Genomic DNA, 15,486 nt, shown 5'->3' with positions numbered 1-15,486 from the left:
ATCGATCACCCCGCCAAGGCCTTGGGAATTGTCGCGTGTTCCGGGAGGATCACCCCGCACCCGAGCGACGCCGCGAACGCGGCGGCCTGGTAGCGGTAGCAACGCCGGATCCTCAAGCGCGCCTGGGTCGACAGGTCGCGCGTGATCGCCTCCACGCGCGGCAGGTCGCCGCGCAGGGGTTCGGTGATGGTCACCAGCACGCCGAACCGGGTCACGCCGTGGCCGCGGGCCTGCTCCTCGCGGGCCTGCTGGGTGGCGCCGACCCGCAGCGTGGCCGCGGCGGAGACGACGCCGCGTTCGCTCTGCTGGGCCACCAGCGCGTTCTTGTAGTCGTCGTCGACGATCTCGGCGGCGTCGGCGGCCGAGTGCGGGCGGTACACGATGGCGATCCGCTTGCGCGGCACCTCCGGATTCGGGGCCAGCAGCCGCTGCAGCACCCGCTCGTCGACCGCGCCCTCGGGGGCCATGTCCATCTCCCAGGTGACCGAGCGGCCACCGTCGTGCAGGAAGTGGTCCCAGCGCTCCTCGTGCGAGATCGGACCGGCGTCCGCCCAGTCGAGGCCGTGGCCGCCGGGCTCGCCGACGGCGACCTCCAGATCCGCCTGTGCGGCCGGATCGTAACTGCGGCGGATGAAGGCGATCACCTCGTCGGCCGACATCGGCTGCGAGCGGACGCCCGCCTCGGCCAGCGCCGCGCAGATGCCGGGCAGCCGGCGGCCGATCTCGACGGCCTCCTCGGCCGGATTCTTGCGGCGCTCGGCGGTGGTGGCCTTGAACGTGATCGCCACCCGCGGCAGCAATTGCACTCGCTCCTGCGGCAATTCGGTCGCCAGTTCGTACATCACCTGCTGCGCCAGCGGGGGCGCGTCCGGGTGGGTGATCGTGGCGACCTCGGTCAGCAGCCGGTTGCCGGTCTCCGGCACGGTGTCGATCACCGGCACCACCGCGATGATGTCGGAGGTCTGCCCGAGCGAGGCCAGGAAGGTACCCCAGGCGGACACCCAGCGATCGATGACCGGCTGGTCCACCGCCTCGTGCCCCTGCGGCCAGGCCCGCAGAACCACGGTGTACTGGGCGAATTGGGGCAGGTGGATCATGCCGAAGCTGTAGCCGCCCGCGTCGATGCCCTCGTAGAGCTTGGACGGCGCCATCAGGCCCGGCAGCCGGGCCACGCCACCGGGAATGCGCGAGAACCGGCCGCCCCGATAGACGTGCTCGCCGTTGCTGCGTCCCCGCAACCAATGGAACATCATCAATCCCGTCTCGTAGCCGGAGCGGCCCCCCGTCCGCCACACCAGTGGAACCATCACGACCGTGCCGACACCCGCGACGAAGAACGCCGGTTTGGGACCGGCCACCAGCGCGGTCAGCAGGGCGGTGATCACCACGACGAAGCCGAGGACGGTCTCCCCCCACCGCAGGCCGAAAAGGCCTGCGCTGCGGGGCTTCTGCCACAAACCGTACGAGCGGTGCTCGTACCCGTCGGTCGTCGTCATCGCGGAATGGTGCTCCTACCGAGGTCGGGTGCGCGGTTCGCCCAGCGGTCGCCGGCGACGTCGCCCGCCGAGGAGTCGGCCCGGTTCATGCCGGCTCCGGCGGCGCGGGCGGTACTGGTGATCCGGGTCATCGCCCGGGACGCGCCGGATGCTACTGCGCTGGTGGCCGCCGCACCGGCAGGACGCGCGGCCGCGCCGGCCCCGCCACCCGCGGGACCACGCGGCGGAACGCCCGGTCCGGGACCGCCACCGCCACGCGGGCCGGCCGCGCCGCCCGGCGGCCGGGGGCCGCCACCGCGGCCGCCGACGTAACCGGGCTGGCCGGCCGCGGCCGCGGCGCGCACGCCGACGGCCTTGGTGCCGACCGCGCCCAGCGCCGCCGCGCCCAGCAGCAGGCCGCCGGTGGCGTTGAGGCCGGAGCCGCCGCTGCCGACGATCGCCACCGCCGGGGTCACCAGGCGCATCAGCGCCGGCAGCACGAAGGCCACAGTGCCCAGCAGGACCAGCGCCACCAGCATCCGCTGCGCCTGATCGGCGTCGGGGATACCCGAGGTCGGGTTGCTCTGGTCGGTGTAGCCGACGGTCACGAAGGCGATCATGTACACGATCGCCGCCACCGGTTTCCACAGCATGAAGGCGATGATCCAGCTGAGCAGCTTGGGATACGCCGATCTACCCGTGCTGGTGCCGCCCGCGGCCGCCACCAGCGGCAGCACCCCGGCGGCGACCACCAGCATGCCCTGCCGGACGATCGCCAGGACGATCTGCGCCAGCGCGCCGAGCAGGCCGACGATCGCGATGATCAACACCAGGCCCGGCGAGAACGCCTGCAGCTTGGACGTTTTCACCATCATCTCGGCGATGTCCTTGGCGTTGCCGTTGGTGGCGTCCTGGATCACCCAGGAGGAGAAGCGATCCGAGGCCTGCGTCCCGGCGACGATCACGGCGCCGAGCATCCACGAACTGAACACCACCCGGGCGAACATCCGGAACGATTCCGCCGCCTCGCTCAGGGCGGCGCCGCGTCTGGCCTCGGCGAGTCTGCCGCCGGTGAGGATCACCGAGACGATCAACAGGAGTATCTGGGCCTGGTACGTGTAGTCGTTGATCTTGCGGAACAGATTGCCCGCGTCGCTTATTCGCTCGTTGGGCACCTTCATCCAGAAGGTGAGCCCGAGGATCAGCGCCTGGCCGAGGCCGCTCATGAGCGAATCGACCACCTTGCCGAAGGTGGAGTCCCAGGCCTTGTCCCGCACGGCCGTCGCGGCCTCACCCGGATGGGTGGCGGCGTTGCCCGCCTTGCAGGCGGCGGAGGCGGCGTCGCCGAGCGTGATGCCCGGTACCCCGATACCGTCCAGGTCGTCGTGTAATTCGTTGCACGCCTGGTCGAAACCGTAGGTTTGTCCGTAAGCCACCGTCGGCGTCGCGACCATGACGGTGAATACCACCGCCAGGATCGTCATGATGCGCCTCAACATGGTCGCCCCTCTCACCATTTGGTCCACCCAGCCAGGGAATCCACGTATTCCGTCTGGGCACTGCGGGATTCGGTCGGCTTGAGCCGCCAGTCCCCGCCGTCCCAGACCATGACCAGCCGGATGGCCGCCCACAACTGCTTGCCGTCGTTGATCGGCCCACGCGCGGCCAGCCGCACGATCGCCATGTCGTCGGCGTAGTTCTCGATCTGGAACGCGTCCGGCGCCACCAGATATCGCGTCACCCGCTCCGGCTGCTGATCGGGCAGCTTGCCGTCGGTGCGGGCCTTGTCGTACGCGGCGATCTGCGGCGCGGACGCCCGCACCTGCCGCACGTACAGGTCCCGGTCGGCCGGGCGGGCGTTGAAGCGGTAGGTGATCTGCGCGGCGGCCAGCACGGCCCCCTGCGGGGTGTGCGAATACCCGACCGCCAGACCGTTGTCGATGCGGGCGGGACCGTCGCTGGTGGAGAACGGCACCGACGCGCCGTACACCCGTTGCCAGCCGCGCGGATCCGTCGTGCCCGCCGGCGCCGCGGTCAGCCAGTCGCCGTCGGTCGGCTTGTGCTGGGTGGCCGAATCCTGCAGCAGCGGTTGGCCGTCCGGATTGTTCGGGACGTCCACCCGGCGGCCGAACAGGTCGACCTGCGGATCGGCGAATCCGGTCGCGCCGCTGCCGGCCACCGGCGCCGGCGCGGGCTCAGCGTGCTTCGGGCCCGAACCGCCGTGGCCGATCCACACGTACACGCCCGCGACCACGATCAGCGCGAGGATCGCGCCGGAGGCGATCATCCCGAACGAGATGCCGCGCTCCTCGTCGACTTTCGCGCGGCCCGTGCCTTTCTCGCTCATGTCGTGTCTCCGATCCCGGTCACTGGGGCAGGAAGGCCAGTGCGATGGCGCTCGCCGAGCTCGCCACGATCGCGCCGAGCAGGCTCATGAGGATGCCGTGCGTGGCGTTGTTGATCGCCATGTCGTCCCGGAACGCCGACCACAACTTGCCCGCCGAGATGATCAGCCAGGCCAGGCACAACAGCAGCACGCACCACAGCAGCCAGTCGATGAGCTGCATGATCGGCGCGATGACCTCGGCCGGCATCGGCTTGTAGGCAAACACCATCGCCGTGGCCCTCAGGATCCGATCACCGCGTTCATGATCGTGCCGGCACTCGTCGCGACGATGCCCCCGATCATCGCGCCCGCCACCATCTTCGGCGATTCCAGGCCGCCACCGGTCCACTTCTCCCACGCGAACCTGCCTCCGGCGTAGGTGATTCCGAGCACGCCGGACAGGAGTACGAACCAGGTGAAGTAGCGCACCAGTTTGAGCAGTTTGTCCGACGCGGGCGGCGCCTCCGGGGTCGGATTCCCGACTTGGGCGAGCACAACGCCGTACGTCTCGTGCACAGCGGCCAGGATGGTACTCATGGGGTGTCCTCTTCATCGAAATGCGAACTCGCGTTTACTTTTTCCCGGATAAGGGCAACGATTTCGGCGCCGAGGGTGTCCACGTCGTGCGGAACGTCCTCCAGCGGATCCAGCTTGCGCTTCTTCTGTTGCGGCGGAGGATCACTGGGCGACCAGACCGGCAGCTGCTCCGGCTCGACCAGGGTCCATTCCTCGTACCAGGGCACCTGCCAGACATGGCCGGCCAGCGAGGACACCACGTCTCGGTAACGGCGGATCTCGACGGGCAAGCGGCCCGGACGCGCGGCGACGGTGATCAGTCCCAGCACCTCGCTCGGTCCGGCCAGCCCGGCGTGGTGCTGGCGCAACAGGTCGTGAGCACGGGTGAGCCCGACGATGGTCTCGCGGGCCACCAGCACCACGAAGGGGGATTCGCGGTCGAACACTCCCGGCCAGCGACGGTGCGAATCCGCCGCGGGCGCGAGCACATGTGCGAGAGTACTTGTTCCGGCGCCGCCGTGGACACCCAGCAACCAGACCAGCGGCGCGCGACCGGCCCCCGGGACCGGACGCTCCCACATCGGGGCGCGGCGGTGCTCGGGCGGGGCGACAACTCCTGCCGCAGGCGGGGTTTCGGGAGAGCGACGGTCATTCATGATCGCGGTCATGATGCCACCCCGGCCAGCAACATGCGATATGCCCTGCGCGTGCCCGCCGCGAGTGCGTTGTGCCGCACCAGTTCCCCGCGGGCCAGATGCGGATCCCACGGTATCTCACGGATATCCCGCACCCAGCCGGTGAGATGTTCCCGCAAATGTTCCGCGACCGGCGATTCCGGGCCCGGCGCCTGGTGCGAGACCACGATCGTGGTGTCTCCCACGATGCCGCCGCCCTGCCCCTCGGCGTGCCCGCCGAACTCGTCGTCGAGCCATTCCAGCGTGACCCGCAGCCGGTTCGCCGCGTCGGCGCGCGCCGGAATCGCCAGTACCAGAGCGATATCCGCGTCCTCGAGCAGTGGCCGTAACTGGCGCGCGGTGATCGGGCTGCCGCCGTCGTACACCGCGGTGCAGCCGGCGTCGGCGATCGCGCGCGCGACGGTCAGGTAGGTCGCGCGGCGGCGCAGCGGGGCCGAATCGCGCCACAGCAGGCCGATTCCGGAGGTGGCCCGGGACAGGCATTCCTTCAGCGGGGCCGGTTCGTCGTCGCCGCGGCCGTAGAGCCAGGCCTGCAGGCTGATCGGGTTCAGCTGTTCGTCGGCGCCGCGCAGGGCCAGATCACTGCCCGCGCCGGTGGCGTCGACGGCGACCGTCTGCTCCCCGGTGGCGCCCAGTTCGCCGGCGATGCCGAGCGCGGTCGTCGTCGTGCCGGCGCCGCCGCACCCGCCGACGACGAGGATCGGCCGGGGCCGGGCGGCGGCGTCGGAATCGTCGTCGCGGCCGCGCAACCGCACCACGGGGGCCTTCGCGCTGTCCCGCTCACCCGATCCGGGCGCCTCGTCGAGCCATTGGCTCCAGTCCTCTGCCATCGTCCCAGCTCTCCTCTTACCCGGCCGTGATTCCCGTGATCAGGGTGCGGCCGTCGACGACCGTGGTGGTGACGGTCTGCTTGTCGTAGGTGGTCGGGGCGGCGCCGGGCCGGCGCTCGGTCACCTGCACCGAGTACTTCGCGGCATCGAGCGTGACCACCCACACGCAGTAACCGGTACCGGCCGGGACGGAGTCGATGCCGCGCTGGATCACCGCCGCCGGCGACACCGCGGCACCGGGGGCCACCACCCGCCAGGCCCGCTCGGCGGAACGTTCGACGTAGTAGGAGTGCTGGAACCACATGATCGCGTCGGGCCCGGTGTCGGTACCGCCGGGCTCGGTGCCCCGCATCACCGTCGGGCGCTGCTCGGTCGGGCAATCACCGGCGGTCTCCGCACCCGCGGGCGACCCGGCGGCCGGTGCGGCCGGCCCGGACGACCGGGCGAGCACCCGGCCGGACTGCACCACGTAGACGGCGGCCCCGCCGAGGGCACCGAGCAACACCACGGCAACCGCGCCGGTGAGAAGGCGGCGCGACCGTTTCGGCCGGACGTGGTCGCGCAGCGTGCGGGGCGCGGTCGCCGCGCCCGGGCCCTCGCGGCGACCCCGCGCGCCCCGGCGGCGCCGCGCGTTCGATGTGCGCCGGACGGCCGCCGCGTCGGCCCGGGCCGAGGCCTCGGCGCGCGCCGCCGCGTCGTCCCCGTCGGCAGTGTCTTCCTCGTCGTCCTGGTCGTCCTCGTCGTCGCGCCACAGCGGCACCAGATCCGCGCCGGGGCGATCGTCGTCGTCCTCGTCGCGTTCGACCACCCAATCGGCCCAGCCGCCGACGAATTCGCTGCGCCTGCCGACCGGCTGGTCCGGGAACGGGACGTCGAACGGCTCCGGTTCGGTGTCGCGGATGTAGTGCGGGAACCGTGGCGCGCCGTCGTCGGCGACGACCGGGACGGGCGGCGCGGTCCGCTCGGACCGGCCCGCCGCCCGCGCCGCGCCGGTGGGCGGCTCCATCGCCGGATACCAGCGCCGCAGATCTTTGTACGACTTCAACATTCCCCCACTCCCGCGGAACCGGGCACGTCGTCAGACATCGTCGGACCCTCTCGGCGATCAGTTCGTGGAGATCGGGTAGTAGCAGTCGACCGAACCGGCGGGTCGCGGCCCCGGCGCGCCGGCGATGGCGGCGGCGCGGAGACCTCTCCCGAATGGAAATTGTCCCGGACCCGAGGGGTTCGGCGAACACGACGCGCCGGGCGATAGAACGGAGTTTCCGAAAACCGGGTACGCACCATGGCGACACACGGCAACATGTACCGACACCGTCGGCGTGTCACCCCCCACGCGCATGGCCGGCATGCCGGACCCCCTTCACCAGTTGTGGTCAACAGTTCGGAGGGCCGGAAACCGCGGCGACCCGTTGCAGCGATCGGTCGGTGGATTCGAGTTGTCGCAGTCGTCACGCAAGCCCCGAAACGCCATAGACCGTAACAGAATAGACGCCCGATCGCAGGCGTACGACGGGGTGTCACCCCGGCTGGATCGGGAAATCCGGTTCGACACAGCACATTTCGGGAGAGTAGCTAACTGTCGGCGAATATCGGTCGTAATCCGTTCGGAGTGAAGAGAACTCGTGTAGCGGTTACCCGATCCCCGAACCCGGTGCCCCCGCGGCGTTTCCGGACCCCGCGCACCGCAACCACGGGATCGCCGCCGATCCGGGCCGGCGGCGACGGGGGCGCCGCGAGGGGCGGACCGGCGCCCCGGCAGACTGGCCGGGTGAACGATCGACCGATCATCGCCGTCGCCTGCGCGTTCGCCGGAGCGCTGCTGTTCGCCGTCGCCGCGGTGGCGCAACAGCGGGCGGCGGCCGACGTCCCCGCGGGCGAGGCGCTGCTGGCCCGGCTGATCCGCAACCCGCGGTGGTGGGCCGGTCTGATCGGCGACGCCGGCGGATTCGGCTTCCAGGTCGCGGCGCTCGCGTTCGGCTCGGTGCTGGTGGTGCAGCCGATCCTGGTGACCGCGCTGGTGTTCGCGCTGCCGCTGGCCGCGCATTACAGCGGCCGGCGGGTGACCCCGATGATGTGGGCGCAGGCCGCCGCCCTCTCGGTGGCGCTCGCGGTGTTCCTGGTCGTCGGCGACCCCACCGAGGGCGTCTCCGACGTGGCCGGGCGGCACTGGGTGCTGCCGATGGGGCTGATGCTGGCGGCGATCGGGATCGCCGTCACGGTGGCGTCCACGTTCCGCGTTCCGGCGGTCCAGGCCCTGCTGCTCGGCGCCTCGGCGGGCCTGTTGTTCGGACTTTCGTCGGCGCTCACCGAGTACGTCATGCAGCAGTTCGATCGCGGCCTGCCGGCCGTACTGACGGGCTGGCAGTTGTACGCCGTGATCGCGACGGGCCTGCTCGGCCTGTATCTGCAGCAGCGCGGCTACCAGGTCGGGCCGCTGGCGGCCTCGTTCCCCGCGTTCACCGTCGCCGAGCCGCTGGGCGCGGCGATCATCGGCATGACCGTGCTACAGGAACGGCTGCGCAGCGGGCCGCTCGGCACCGTCTTCGTCGTGCTCGCGGTGCTGGTGATGTGTGTGGAGGCGGTCCGGCTCTCCCGAGAGCAGGCCGGCGCGCACGCCACGGACGAATCCCCGGCCGAGGTGCCGTGACGCTCAGGCGGCCGAGGTGACGCGGTAGACGTCGTAGACGCCCTCCACGTTGCGCACCACGTTCAGCAGGTGGCCCAGATGTTTCGGGTCGCCCATCTCGAAGGTGAACTTGCTGATCGCCACCCGGTCGCCGGAGGTCATGACCGAGGCCGACAGGATGTTCACCCGCTCGTCGGCCAGCACCTTGGTGACGTCGGACAGCAACCGGGTGCGGTCCAGCGCCTCGATCTGGATCGCCACCAGGAACACCGACGACGGCGACGGCGCCCACCTGACCTCGATGATCCGCTCGGCCTGCGACTGCAGCGAGTCGGCGTTGGTGCAGTCGGTGCGGTGCACGCTGACCGAACCGCCGCGGGTGACGAAACCCATGATCTCGTCGCCGGGCACCGGGGTGCAGCACTTCGCGAGCTTGGCGACCGTGCCCGGAGCGCCCGGGATCTCCACGCCGGCGTCGCCGAGGGTGCGCTGCCGCGACGGCAGCGTGGACGGGGTGCTGCGCTCGGCGAGTTCGTTCTCCACGTCGCCGACGCCGCCGAGTTGGGTGACCAGCCGCTGCACCACGTGGTGCGCGGACACCTGGCTCTCGCCGACAGCCGTATACAGCGCCGAGATGTCGGCGTAGTGCAGCTCGTGCGCCAGCGCGGTCATCGCGTCGACACCCATCAGGCGATGCAGCGGCAGACCGGTACGCCGGACCTCCTTGCTGATCGCGTCCTTGCCCGCCTCCAGCGCCTCCTCACGGCGCTCCTTGGCGAACCACTGCCGGATCTTGGCCTTCGCCCGCGGGGAGACCACGAAGTTCTGCCAGTCGCGGCTGGGACCGGCGTTCTGGGCCTTCGAGGTGAAGATCTCGACGACCTCGCCGTTCTCCAGCTGGCGTTCCAGCGCGACCAGGCGGCCGTTGACCCGGGCGCCGATGCACTTGTGCCCGACCTCGGTGTGCACCGCGTACGCGAAATCGACCGGGGTCGACTTCTGCGGCAGCGTGATGACATCGCCCTTCGGGGTGAACACGAAGATCTCCGGCGACTTCAGGTCGAAACGCAGCGACTCCAGGAACTCGGCCGGGTCCGCGGCCTCCCGCTGCCAGTCCAGCAGCTGCCGCATCCAGGCCATGTCGTCGACCTCGGCGATATCGCCGGAGTGCTTACCCCTGGTCTCCTTGTAGCGCCAGTGCGCCGCGATGCCGAACTCGGCCGTCCGGTGCATCTCCTGGGTGCGGATCTGCACCTCCAGCGGCTTGCCGTCCGGGCCGACCACGGTGGTGTGCAGCGACTGGTAGACCCCGTAGCGCGGCTGCGCGATGTAGTCCTTGAACCGGCCCGCCATCGGCTGCCACAGCGAGTGCACCACGCCGACCGCGGCGTAACAGTCGCGCACCTCGTCGCAGAGGATGCGGATACCCACCAGGTCGTGGATGTCGTCGAAGTCCTTACCCTTGACGATCATCTTCTGGTAGATCGACCAGTAGTGCTTCGGGCGGCCCTCGACCACCGCGGTGATGCGGCTCGATTGCAGCGTGTTGACGATCTCCGCGCGCACCCGGGCCAGATAGGTGTCGCGCGAGGGCGCGCGGTCGGCCACCAGGCGGACGATCTCGTCGTACTTCTTGGGATGCAGGATGGCGAAGGCCAGATCCTCGAGCTCCCACTTGACCGTGGCCATACCGAGCCGATGTGCCAGCGGCGCAATGACTTCCAGGGTTTCGCGGGCCTTCTTGGCCTGCTTCTCCGGCGGCAGGAAGCGCATCGTGCGCATGTTGTGCAGGCGGTCGGCGACCTTGATGACCAGCACCCGCGGATCGCGGGCCATGGCGATGATCATCTTGCGGATGGTCTCGGCCTCGGCCGCGGAGCCCAGGTTGACCTTTTGCAGCTTGGTGACGCCGTCGACCAGGTGCGCGACCTCCTGACCGAACTCGTCGGTCAGCTCCTCCAGCGTGTAGCCGGTGTCCTCGACCGTGTCGTGCAACAGGGCCGCGGTCAGGGTGGTGGTGTCCATGCCCAGCTCGGCGAGGATGTTGGCGACCGCCAGCGGATGGGTGATGTACGGATCGCCGGACTTGCGGAACTGATGGGCGTGCCGCTCGTCGGCCACGTCGAAGGCGCGTTGCAGCAATTGCAGATTGGCCTTCGGGTACAGCTCACGATGCACGGTGGCCAGCGGCTCCAGCACCGGCTTGACCGCCGCGATACCGCGCTGACCGGTCATCCGGCGGGCCAGCCGGGCCCGCACCCGCCGCGACGCCGAGGTGGGGACGGCGGCGGGACTGCCGGGCTGGCGCATGGGCATGTTGCGTGGTGTGGGCGCGCTCGCGTCGGGGGTACCGGCAGCCGCATCGGAGGCGTCACTACCGGTCGATTGCCCGGCATTCGCCTGCTCCAGATGCTGTGTCATGCCACCACCTCTCCCGACGCGATCGGACCACCCTATCCGACCGGTCCAACTGCTCAGACCACAACTTTAGTCCCGCCGGGCGACAACCGCGGAGCCGCGCCACCACCTGAGGTTTGCCGCGTCGTCACCGGGCGTTCGGCGGTATGCCGGCGGCAGGCGTCCGGCGATCGGCCGCGCGTGCGCCGGTGCGGCGCCGATCTCCTGACGCCTCCGGACCGCCGACAGTATGCTGGGGTCGCGAGCACGGCGAGGGGTCACGCGGATGCCATTGGAATCAGGATCGGTCTTCGCCGGTCACACCATCGAACGTGTGCTCGGCGTCGGCGGGATGGGGGTGGTGTACCTGGCGCGGCATCCGCGCCTGGAACGGTCGATCGCCCTGAAAGTGTTGAGCACCAACGTCAGTGAGGACGGCCGGGTACGCGCCCGGTTCGAGCGCGAGGCCCTGCTGGCGGCCCGGCTGGACCATCCCGACATCGTGCCGGTCTACGACCGCAGCGGCCCGGAATCCGACACGCTGTGGATCTCCATGAAACACGTGCCGGGCGGTGACGTCGCGCAGTTGCTGGCCCGCTCCGGCGGACCGCTGCCGCCGCCGCGCGCGGTGCGGCTGATCACCGGCGCCGCATACGGTTTGGACTACGCGCATCAGCACGGGGTACTGCACCGCGACGTGAAACCCGCGAACATCCTGGTCGAGCAGGACGAGCGCGGCCAGGAACGCGCGGTACTCACCGATTTCGGCATCGCCCGCGCCTTCGACGAGGCCGAGACGACGACCGGCACCACCGCCTCCTTCGCCTACGTCGCACCGGAACGGCTGCGCGGCGAGCCGGTGGAGACCCGTGCCGACGTCTACTCGCTCGGCTGCACCCTGTACGAGATGCTCACCGGCAGTACGCCTTTCCCGCGCGCGAGTCCGGGCGCCATGATCGCGGCCCATCTGAACGAGCAACCGCCGCGGCCCTCGCTCGTCCGTCCCGGCCTGCCGCCCGGATTCGACGCCGTGATCGCGACCGCGCTGGCCAAGCGGCCCGCCGACCGGTTTCCCACCTGCGTCGCCCTCGCCGAAGCCGCGGCGCGGGTGATGGACGAGGCGCAACGCCGGACCACGGTGAATCCCCGTCCGGGGCCGCCCTTTCCGTCCCAGCCGCAGCCGCAGCCGCAGCCGATCGTGCCCCCGCCGGGGCCGCACACCGGTCCCCCACCCGGCCGGCACACCGGCCCTCCGCCCGGGCCGCACACGGGTATCCCGCCGGGGCCGTACCCCGGCCCCCAGCCGGGTCCGCATACCGGACCTCCGCCCTATCCGCCTGTGCCGCAACCCTATCCGCCGCAGCGCTCCGGCCGGGGTCGCATCGTCGCGGTCGCGATGCTGATGGTGGTCCTCGCCGTCGGCGGTGTCCTCACCGGCGTATATCTCAGTCGCCGTCACCACATCGATCCGATCGCCGTCACCACGACCACGCCACCGGCCGCCACCCCCGGTATCCAGTTGCTCGACGACGGGGTCCGCATCGGAGTCGCCAACGCGCCCACCACGATCGACATGTTCAACGAGCCGATCTGCCCGCCGTGCGGCAAACTCCTGACGAACTACTCCCCCGACATCCAGAGCGGTATCGACTCGGGCCGGCTCGCGGTCCGATTCCATCTGCTGCATTTCCTGGACGACAGTTCGGCCAGCCGCAACTATTCCACCCGCGCCGTCGCCGCCACCCGCTGTGTGGCCCAATCCGGTGACGCCATGGTGTATCTGAAGACCTATCAGGGGCTGTTCACCCCGGCCTTCCAACCGGCGGAGAACGGCCGGACCGATCACACCGATCTCGAACTGGCCCAACTGGCCCGCAGTGTCGGCGCCTCGTCCGCCACGACCGACTGCATCACCTCCGGCCGGCTGATGGATCTCGCGCGCGCCACCGCCGACCAGGGCGAGGACAAACTCGATCAGCTCGAACCGGCCGGCTTCTCCACCCCCGCGGTCTTCCAGGGCACCGTGAAGGTCGACACCGGCCGATCCGACTGGGTCACCCGGCTGAACTGAGTTGCGGCTCAGCCGATCCGGTTCAGAAACGGCACCAGGTGGGCGAGATATCCGGTGCGGTCGCGGCTCCACAGGTCGTGCCCGGCGCCGGTGACGGTCGCGATCTCGACCGACGGCAGGGCGGCCCGCCAGCGGTCCGCGAGGTCGTCGGTCACGATCGTGCTCGGCCGGTCACCGCGCAGAACCAGGACGGGACAACGGAGTTCGGTCAGCCGATCCCACAGCGGCACCTCCACGCTCTCGGCCGCGACCGCCCGGACCACGTGCTCCGGCATGCGGTCGGCGACCGTCCGGCCCCGGATCCGCATGCGCAGTTGGTGTTCCACGACCGATTCGGGCAAACCGACGTGGCGGGCCTGATAGTCGCCGACGACCAGGCCCGCCACGGCGTCCGGGCGTTCCAGCGCGTAACCGAGGGCATAGGACGAACCGCGGGAGAACGCCACCAGGACCGGCCGGCGCAGCCCGAGCGTGTCGGCCACCGCGCGGAGATCGCCGATGTGGTCCGCCCACGCGTATCCGGTGGCCGGCGCGTCGCTGCGGCCCCGGCCGCGCACATCCACGACGACAACCCGGCGGCCGCGCAGCCGTCCCGACAACCAGCCGTATTCCGTTGCGTGTTCACCCATTCCGGGAATCACGAGGACCGGCGGCCGGGCCGATTCCCGGTGGTTGTCCAGCACGTGCAGTGCGATGTCGCCGCTGCCGACGAAAACCGATGCCATGTCGCCGGATTCGAGTTCGCCCCAATCGGCCACGGCCACCTCCTCGTCCACCGGATCCGAACCATACCGCCCGCCGGTCCCTCGCATCGCCGGTCCCGGATCAGGCGGAGACGGTCGGCGCGTCGTCCGGCTCGAGCGCCAGATCCTCGAGTTCGCGCTGCGCCCAGAACAACCGGCCGGAGTATTCCATCGGATTCGCGCACGCGGCGAAGTACGTCAGCACCCGGGCGGGAACCGACATCGGTACCGCCACACTGGTGTCGAGACCCGATTCGCGGGCGCGCCACTCGACGATCTCGGTGGCCACCAGGCCCGGCATCAGGCCGATGACGGCGATGTTCCATTGCGCGAGTTCGGGAGCCAGGACGTTGCCGAGCCGGTCCAGGGCCCGCTTGCTGGCGTAGTAACCCGGCACGGCGAGGCTGAAGTCGCCGACCTTCTCGAGTTTCGGCGGCTCCTCCGGCAGCCGGAACACCTCGCCGCTGCCGGTGGTGACGTTGAGGATGCGGCCACCACCGCGGGCCCGCATGATCGGGGTCACCAACTGCATGAGCGTGAACGGCGCGTGCACGTTCACATCGAACTGGTAGAGCCAGTCCGCGCGCGACAGCTCCAGGAACGGGGTCGACCAGAACTCGCCGGCGGTGGCCGCGGCGTTGTTGACCAGGATGTCCACCCCACCGAACCGGTCGACCGCGGCCGCCACCAGCCCACCCAGGGCCGCCTCGTCGGCCAGATCGGTCGGCACCGCGATTCCCTCGGCGCCCAATTCCTCGATCTGCGTAAGGGTTTCGTGCACGGTGCCGGGGAGGGTGCCCCCGGTTTCGGTGGTACGCGCGGCCAGCACCAGCCGCGCACCCCGGCGCGCGAAGTCGAGGGCGGCCTGGCGGCCGATACCCCGGCTCGCCCCGGTGACGAGCACGACCTTCCCGGCCAGATCCAGTTCCTGTTGTCGCTCCACGGCGCACCGACCTTTCCCATGTTTTTGAACTGAGTTCAAAAACTACTGTAGCGACGGCGCCGCTCCCCCGGAAGACTTCGGACCGATTCGCCCGCGGCCGGTGGCGCCGCCGGCCGCGCGGGACTGCGTATCATTGCGCTGGTGCCGCCCGCCCGACCTGCCGCCCAGCCGCGCCAGCGCGCCACGCTGGGCAACACCCGCTCGCGGGAGACCCGGCAGGCCCTCGTCCGCGCCGCCCTGCGGCTGTGGGCCGAGGGAGATTTCGATCAGGCGTACGAGGCCAGTTCGGCGGCGGACATCGCGCGCGCCGCGGGAGTCAGCAAGGGCACCTTCTACTTCCATTTCGCGGGCAAGGAGGACATCCTCCGGGAGATGGCCGGTGCGACGGCCCACGCCATGCTCGACCGCATCGAGGCCGGGATCCGCGAGGGCGTCCCGCTGCACACACTGACCGAACAGGTCATGGCCGCCACGGCCGACCGGATCGCCCGCGGTCCCCGGGCCGCCGCGGTCAAGGCGGGCCTGCTCGGCTACGAATCCCGAAGCGGCGACGTCACTCTGGCCGGGCCCCGGCTCGGCGCCGCCTTCCGGGCCCTGGTCGACTACGGCAAAGGGACCGGCGATCTGGCCGCCGCGATCGACGCGGAGGAAACGGCCGCGATGCTCACCGCCGTGACGATGGAGGCGATCATCCGCTGGGGCGCGAGCGACCGCCCCCGGACGTGGTTGCACCGCACCCTCCGCGACCGCACGCGGGTGGTCCTGACCGGCGTGACGCACACCGCCGCGGACTGACATCGC

14 protein-coding genes are annotated in these 15,486 nt (G+C 70.6%); 3 read left to right on the top strand and 11 right to left on the bottom strand.

Going from position 1 to position 15,486, the window contains the following annotated elements; genetic code table 11:
- Nucleotides 1-5: 5 nt before the first annotated feature.
- From NRB56_RS22845 to NRB56_RS22810, 8 genes are read right to left on the bottom strand one after another with little or no spacing between them, the layout of a single operon-like run.
- Nucleotides 6-1,496 carry an SCO6880 family protein gene (locus NRB56_RS22845; protein WP_153345505.1) on the bottom strand — a complete coding sequence of 497 codons (1,491 nt, stop codon included), beginning with the start codon at nt 1,494-1,496 and terminating at the stop codon, nt 6-8.
- A complete protein-coding gene (locus NRB56_RS22840; RefSeq protein WP_194290951.1) occupies nt 1,493-2,974 on the bottom strand; it encodes a hypothetical protein in 1,482 nt (493 codons plus the stop codon). The genes NRB56_RS22845 and NRB56_RS22840 overlap by 4 nt, the downstream gene beginning before the upstream one ends.
- Nucleotides 2,975-2,985: 11 nt before the next feature.
- On the bottom strand, nt 2,986-3,822 hold the full coding sequence (locus NRB56_RS22835; RefSeq protein ID WP_153345503.1) for a hypothetical protein: 837 nt from the start codon (nt 3,820-3,822) through the stop codon (nt 2,986-2,988).
- A gap of 19 nt (nt 3,823-3,841) precedes the next feature.
- Entirely contained in the window at nt 3,842-4,090 is a 249-nt protein-coding gene (locus NRB56_RS22830) for a hypothetical protein (RefSeq protein ID WP_153345501.1), read from the bottom strand.
- Between the two features lie 11 nt (nt 4,091-4,101).
- Nucleotides 4,102-4,398, bottom strand: a complete 297-nt coding sequence (locus tag NRB56_RS22825; protein WP_153345499.1) for a hypothetical protein — start codon at nt 4,396-4,398, stop codon at nt 4,102-4,104.
- A complete protein-coding gene (locus NRB56_RS22820) occupies nt 4,395-5,045 on the bottom strand; it encodes a P-loop NTPase family protein (protein ID WP_406603517.1) in 651 nt (216 codons plus the stop codon). Before NRB56_RS22820 ends, NRB56_RS22825 begins: the two co-directional genes overlap by 4 nt.
- On the bottom strand, nt 5,042-5,902 hold the full coding sequence (locus NRB56_RS22815) for a MinD/ParA family ATP-binding protein (RefSeq protein ID WP_153345497.1): 861 nt from the start codon (nt 5,900-5,902) through the stop codon (nt 5,042-5,044). Before NRB56_RS22815 ends, NRB56_RS22820 begins: the two co-directional genes overlap by 4 nt.
- Nucleotides 5,903-5,918: 16 nt before the next feature.
- A complete protein-coding gene (locus NRB56_RS22810) occupies nt 5,919-6,950 on the bottom strand; it encodes a hypothetical protein (protein ID WP_153345495.1) in 1,032 nt (343 codons plus the stop codon).
- 723 nt (nt 6,951-7,673) lie between these two features.
- On the opposite strand from NRB56_RS22810, the gene NRB56_RS22805 reads away from it, so the two are divergent.
- A complete protein-coding gene (locus NRB56_RS22805; protein ID WP_319943378.1) occupies nt 7,674-8,552 on the top strand; it encodes a DMT family transporter in 879 nt (292 codons plus the stop codon).
- A gap of 3 nt (nt 8,553-8,555) precedes the next feature.
- On the opposite strand, the gene NRB56_RS22800 is transcribed toward NRB56_RS22805, so the two are convergent.
- The gene (locus tag NRB56_RS22800) at nt 8,556-10,847 is read right to left on the bottom strand and encodes a RelA/SpoT family protein (RefSeq protein ID WP_406603524.1); all 2,292 of its coding nucleotides are present in this window, start codon (nt 10,845-10,847) and stop codon (nt 8,556-8,558) included.
- A 367-nt stretch (nt 10,848-11,214) separates the two neighbouring features.
- Here NRB56_RS22800 and NRB56_RS22795 point away from each other — a divergent pair, with 367 nt between their 5' ends.
- Entirely contained in the window at nt 11,215-12,999 is a 1,785-nt protein-coding gene (locus tag NRB56_RS22795; RefSeq protein ID WP_194290950.1) for a serine/threonine protein kinase PknE, read from the top strand.
- Between the two features lie 8 nt (nt 13,000-13,007).
- Here the strand turns inward: NRB56_RS22795 and NRB56_RS22790 are convergent, their stop codons facing one another.
- Nucleotides 13,008-13,775, bottom strand: coding sequence for an alpha/beta fold hydrolase (locus tag NRB56_RS22790; RefSeq protein ID WP_319943377.1), 768 nt, complete (start codon nt 13,773-13,775; stop codon nt 13,008-13,010).
- A 49-nt stretch (nt 13,776-13,824) separates the two neighbouring features.
- Nucleotides 13,825-14,685 carry an SDR family NAD(P)-dependent oxidoreductase gene (locus NRB56_RS22785; RefSeq protein WP_319943376.1) on the bottom strand — a complete coding sequence of 287 codons (861 nt, stop codon included), beginning with the start codon at nt 14,683-14,685 and terminating at the stop codon, nt 13,825-13,827.
- Between the two features lie 141 nt (nt 14,686-14,826).
- Here NRB56_RS22785 and NRB56_RS22780 point away from each other — a divergent pair, with 141 nt between their 5' ends.
- Nucleotides 14,827-15,480: a helix-turn-helix domain-containing protein gene (locus tag NRB56_RS22780; protein WP_319943375.1), complete on the top strand. Its 654-nt coding sequence runs from the start codon at nt 14,827-14,829 to the stop codon at nt 15,478-15,480.
- Nucleotides 15,481-15,486 lie beyond the last annotated feature (6 nt).

Source organism: Nocardia aurantia (assembly GCF_009604425.1).
Taxonomy (GTDB): Bacteria; Actinomycetota; Actinomycetes; order Mycobacteriales; family Mycobacteriaceae; genus Nocardia; species Nocardia aurantia.
This window is presented reverse-complemented; position numbering and strand designations above follow the sequence as displayed.

Excerpts from the sequence above, each read along its gene's own strand:
- NRB56_RS22820 (WP_406603517.1), bottom strand. The coding sequence starts at position 5,045 with ATGACCGCGATCATGAATGACCGTCGCTCTCCCGAAACCCCGCCTGCG.
- NRB56_RS22825 (WP_153345499.1), bottom strand. The coding sequence starts at position 4,398 with ATGAGTACCATCCTGGCCGCTGTGCACGAGACGTACGGCGTTGTGCTC.
- NRB56_RS22795 (WP_194290950.1), top strand. The coding sequence starts at position 11,215 with ATGCCATTGGAATCAGGATCGGTCTTCGCCGGTCACACCATCGAACGT.
- NRB56_RS22810 (WP_153345495.1), bottom strand. The coding sequence starts at position 6,950 with ATGTTGAAGTCGTACAAAGATCTGCGGCGCTGGTATCCGGCGATGGAG.
- NRB56_RS22845 (WP_153345505.1), bottom strand. The coding sequence starts at position 1,496 with ATGACGACGACCGACGGGTACGAGCACCGCTCGTACGGTTTGTGGCAG.
- NRB56_RS22800 (WP_406603524.1), bottom strand. The coding sequence starts at position 10,847 with ATGCCCATGCGCCAGCCCGGCAGTCCCGCCGCCGTCCCCACCTCGGCG.
- NRB56_RS22840 (WP_194290951.1), bottom strand. The coding sequence starts at position 2,974 with ATGTTGAGGCGCATCATGACGATCCTGGCGGTGGTATTCACCGTCATG.
- NRB56_RS22815 (WP_153345497.1), bottom strand. The coding sequence starts at position 5,902 with ATGGCAGAGGACTGGAGCCAATGGCTCGACGAGGCGCCCGGATCGGGT.
- NRB56_RS22835 (WP_153345503.1), bottom strand. The coding sequence starts at position 3,822 with ATGAGCGAGAAAGGCACGGGCCGCGCGAAAGTCGACGAGGAGCGCGGC.
- NRB56_RS22830 (WP_153345501.1), bottom strand. The coding sequence starts at position 4,090 with ATGGTGTTTGCCTACAAGCCGATGCCGGCCGAGGTCATCGCGCCGATC.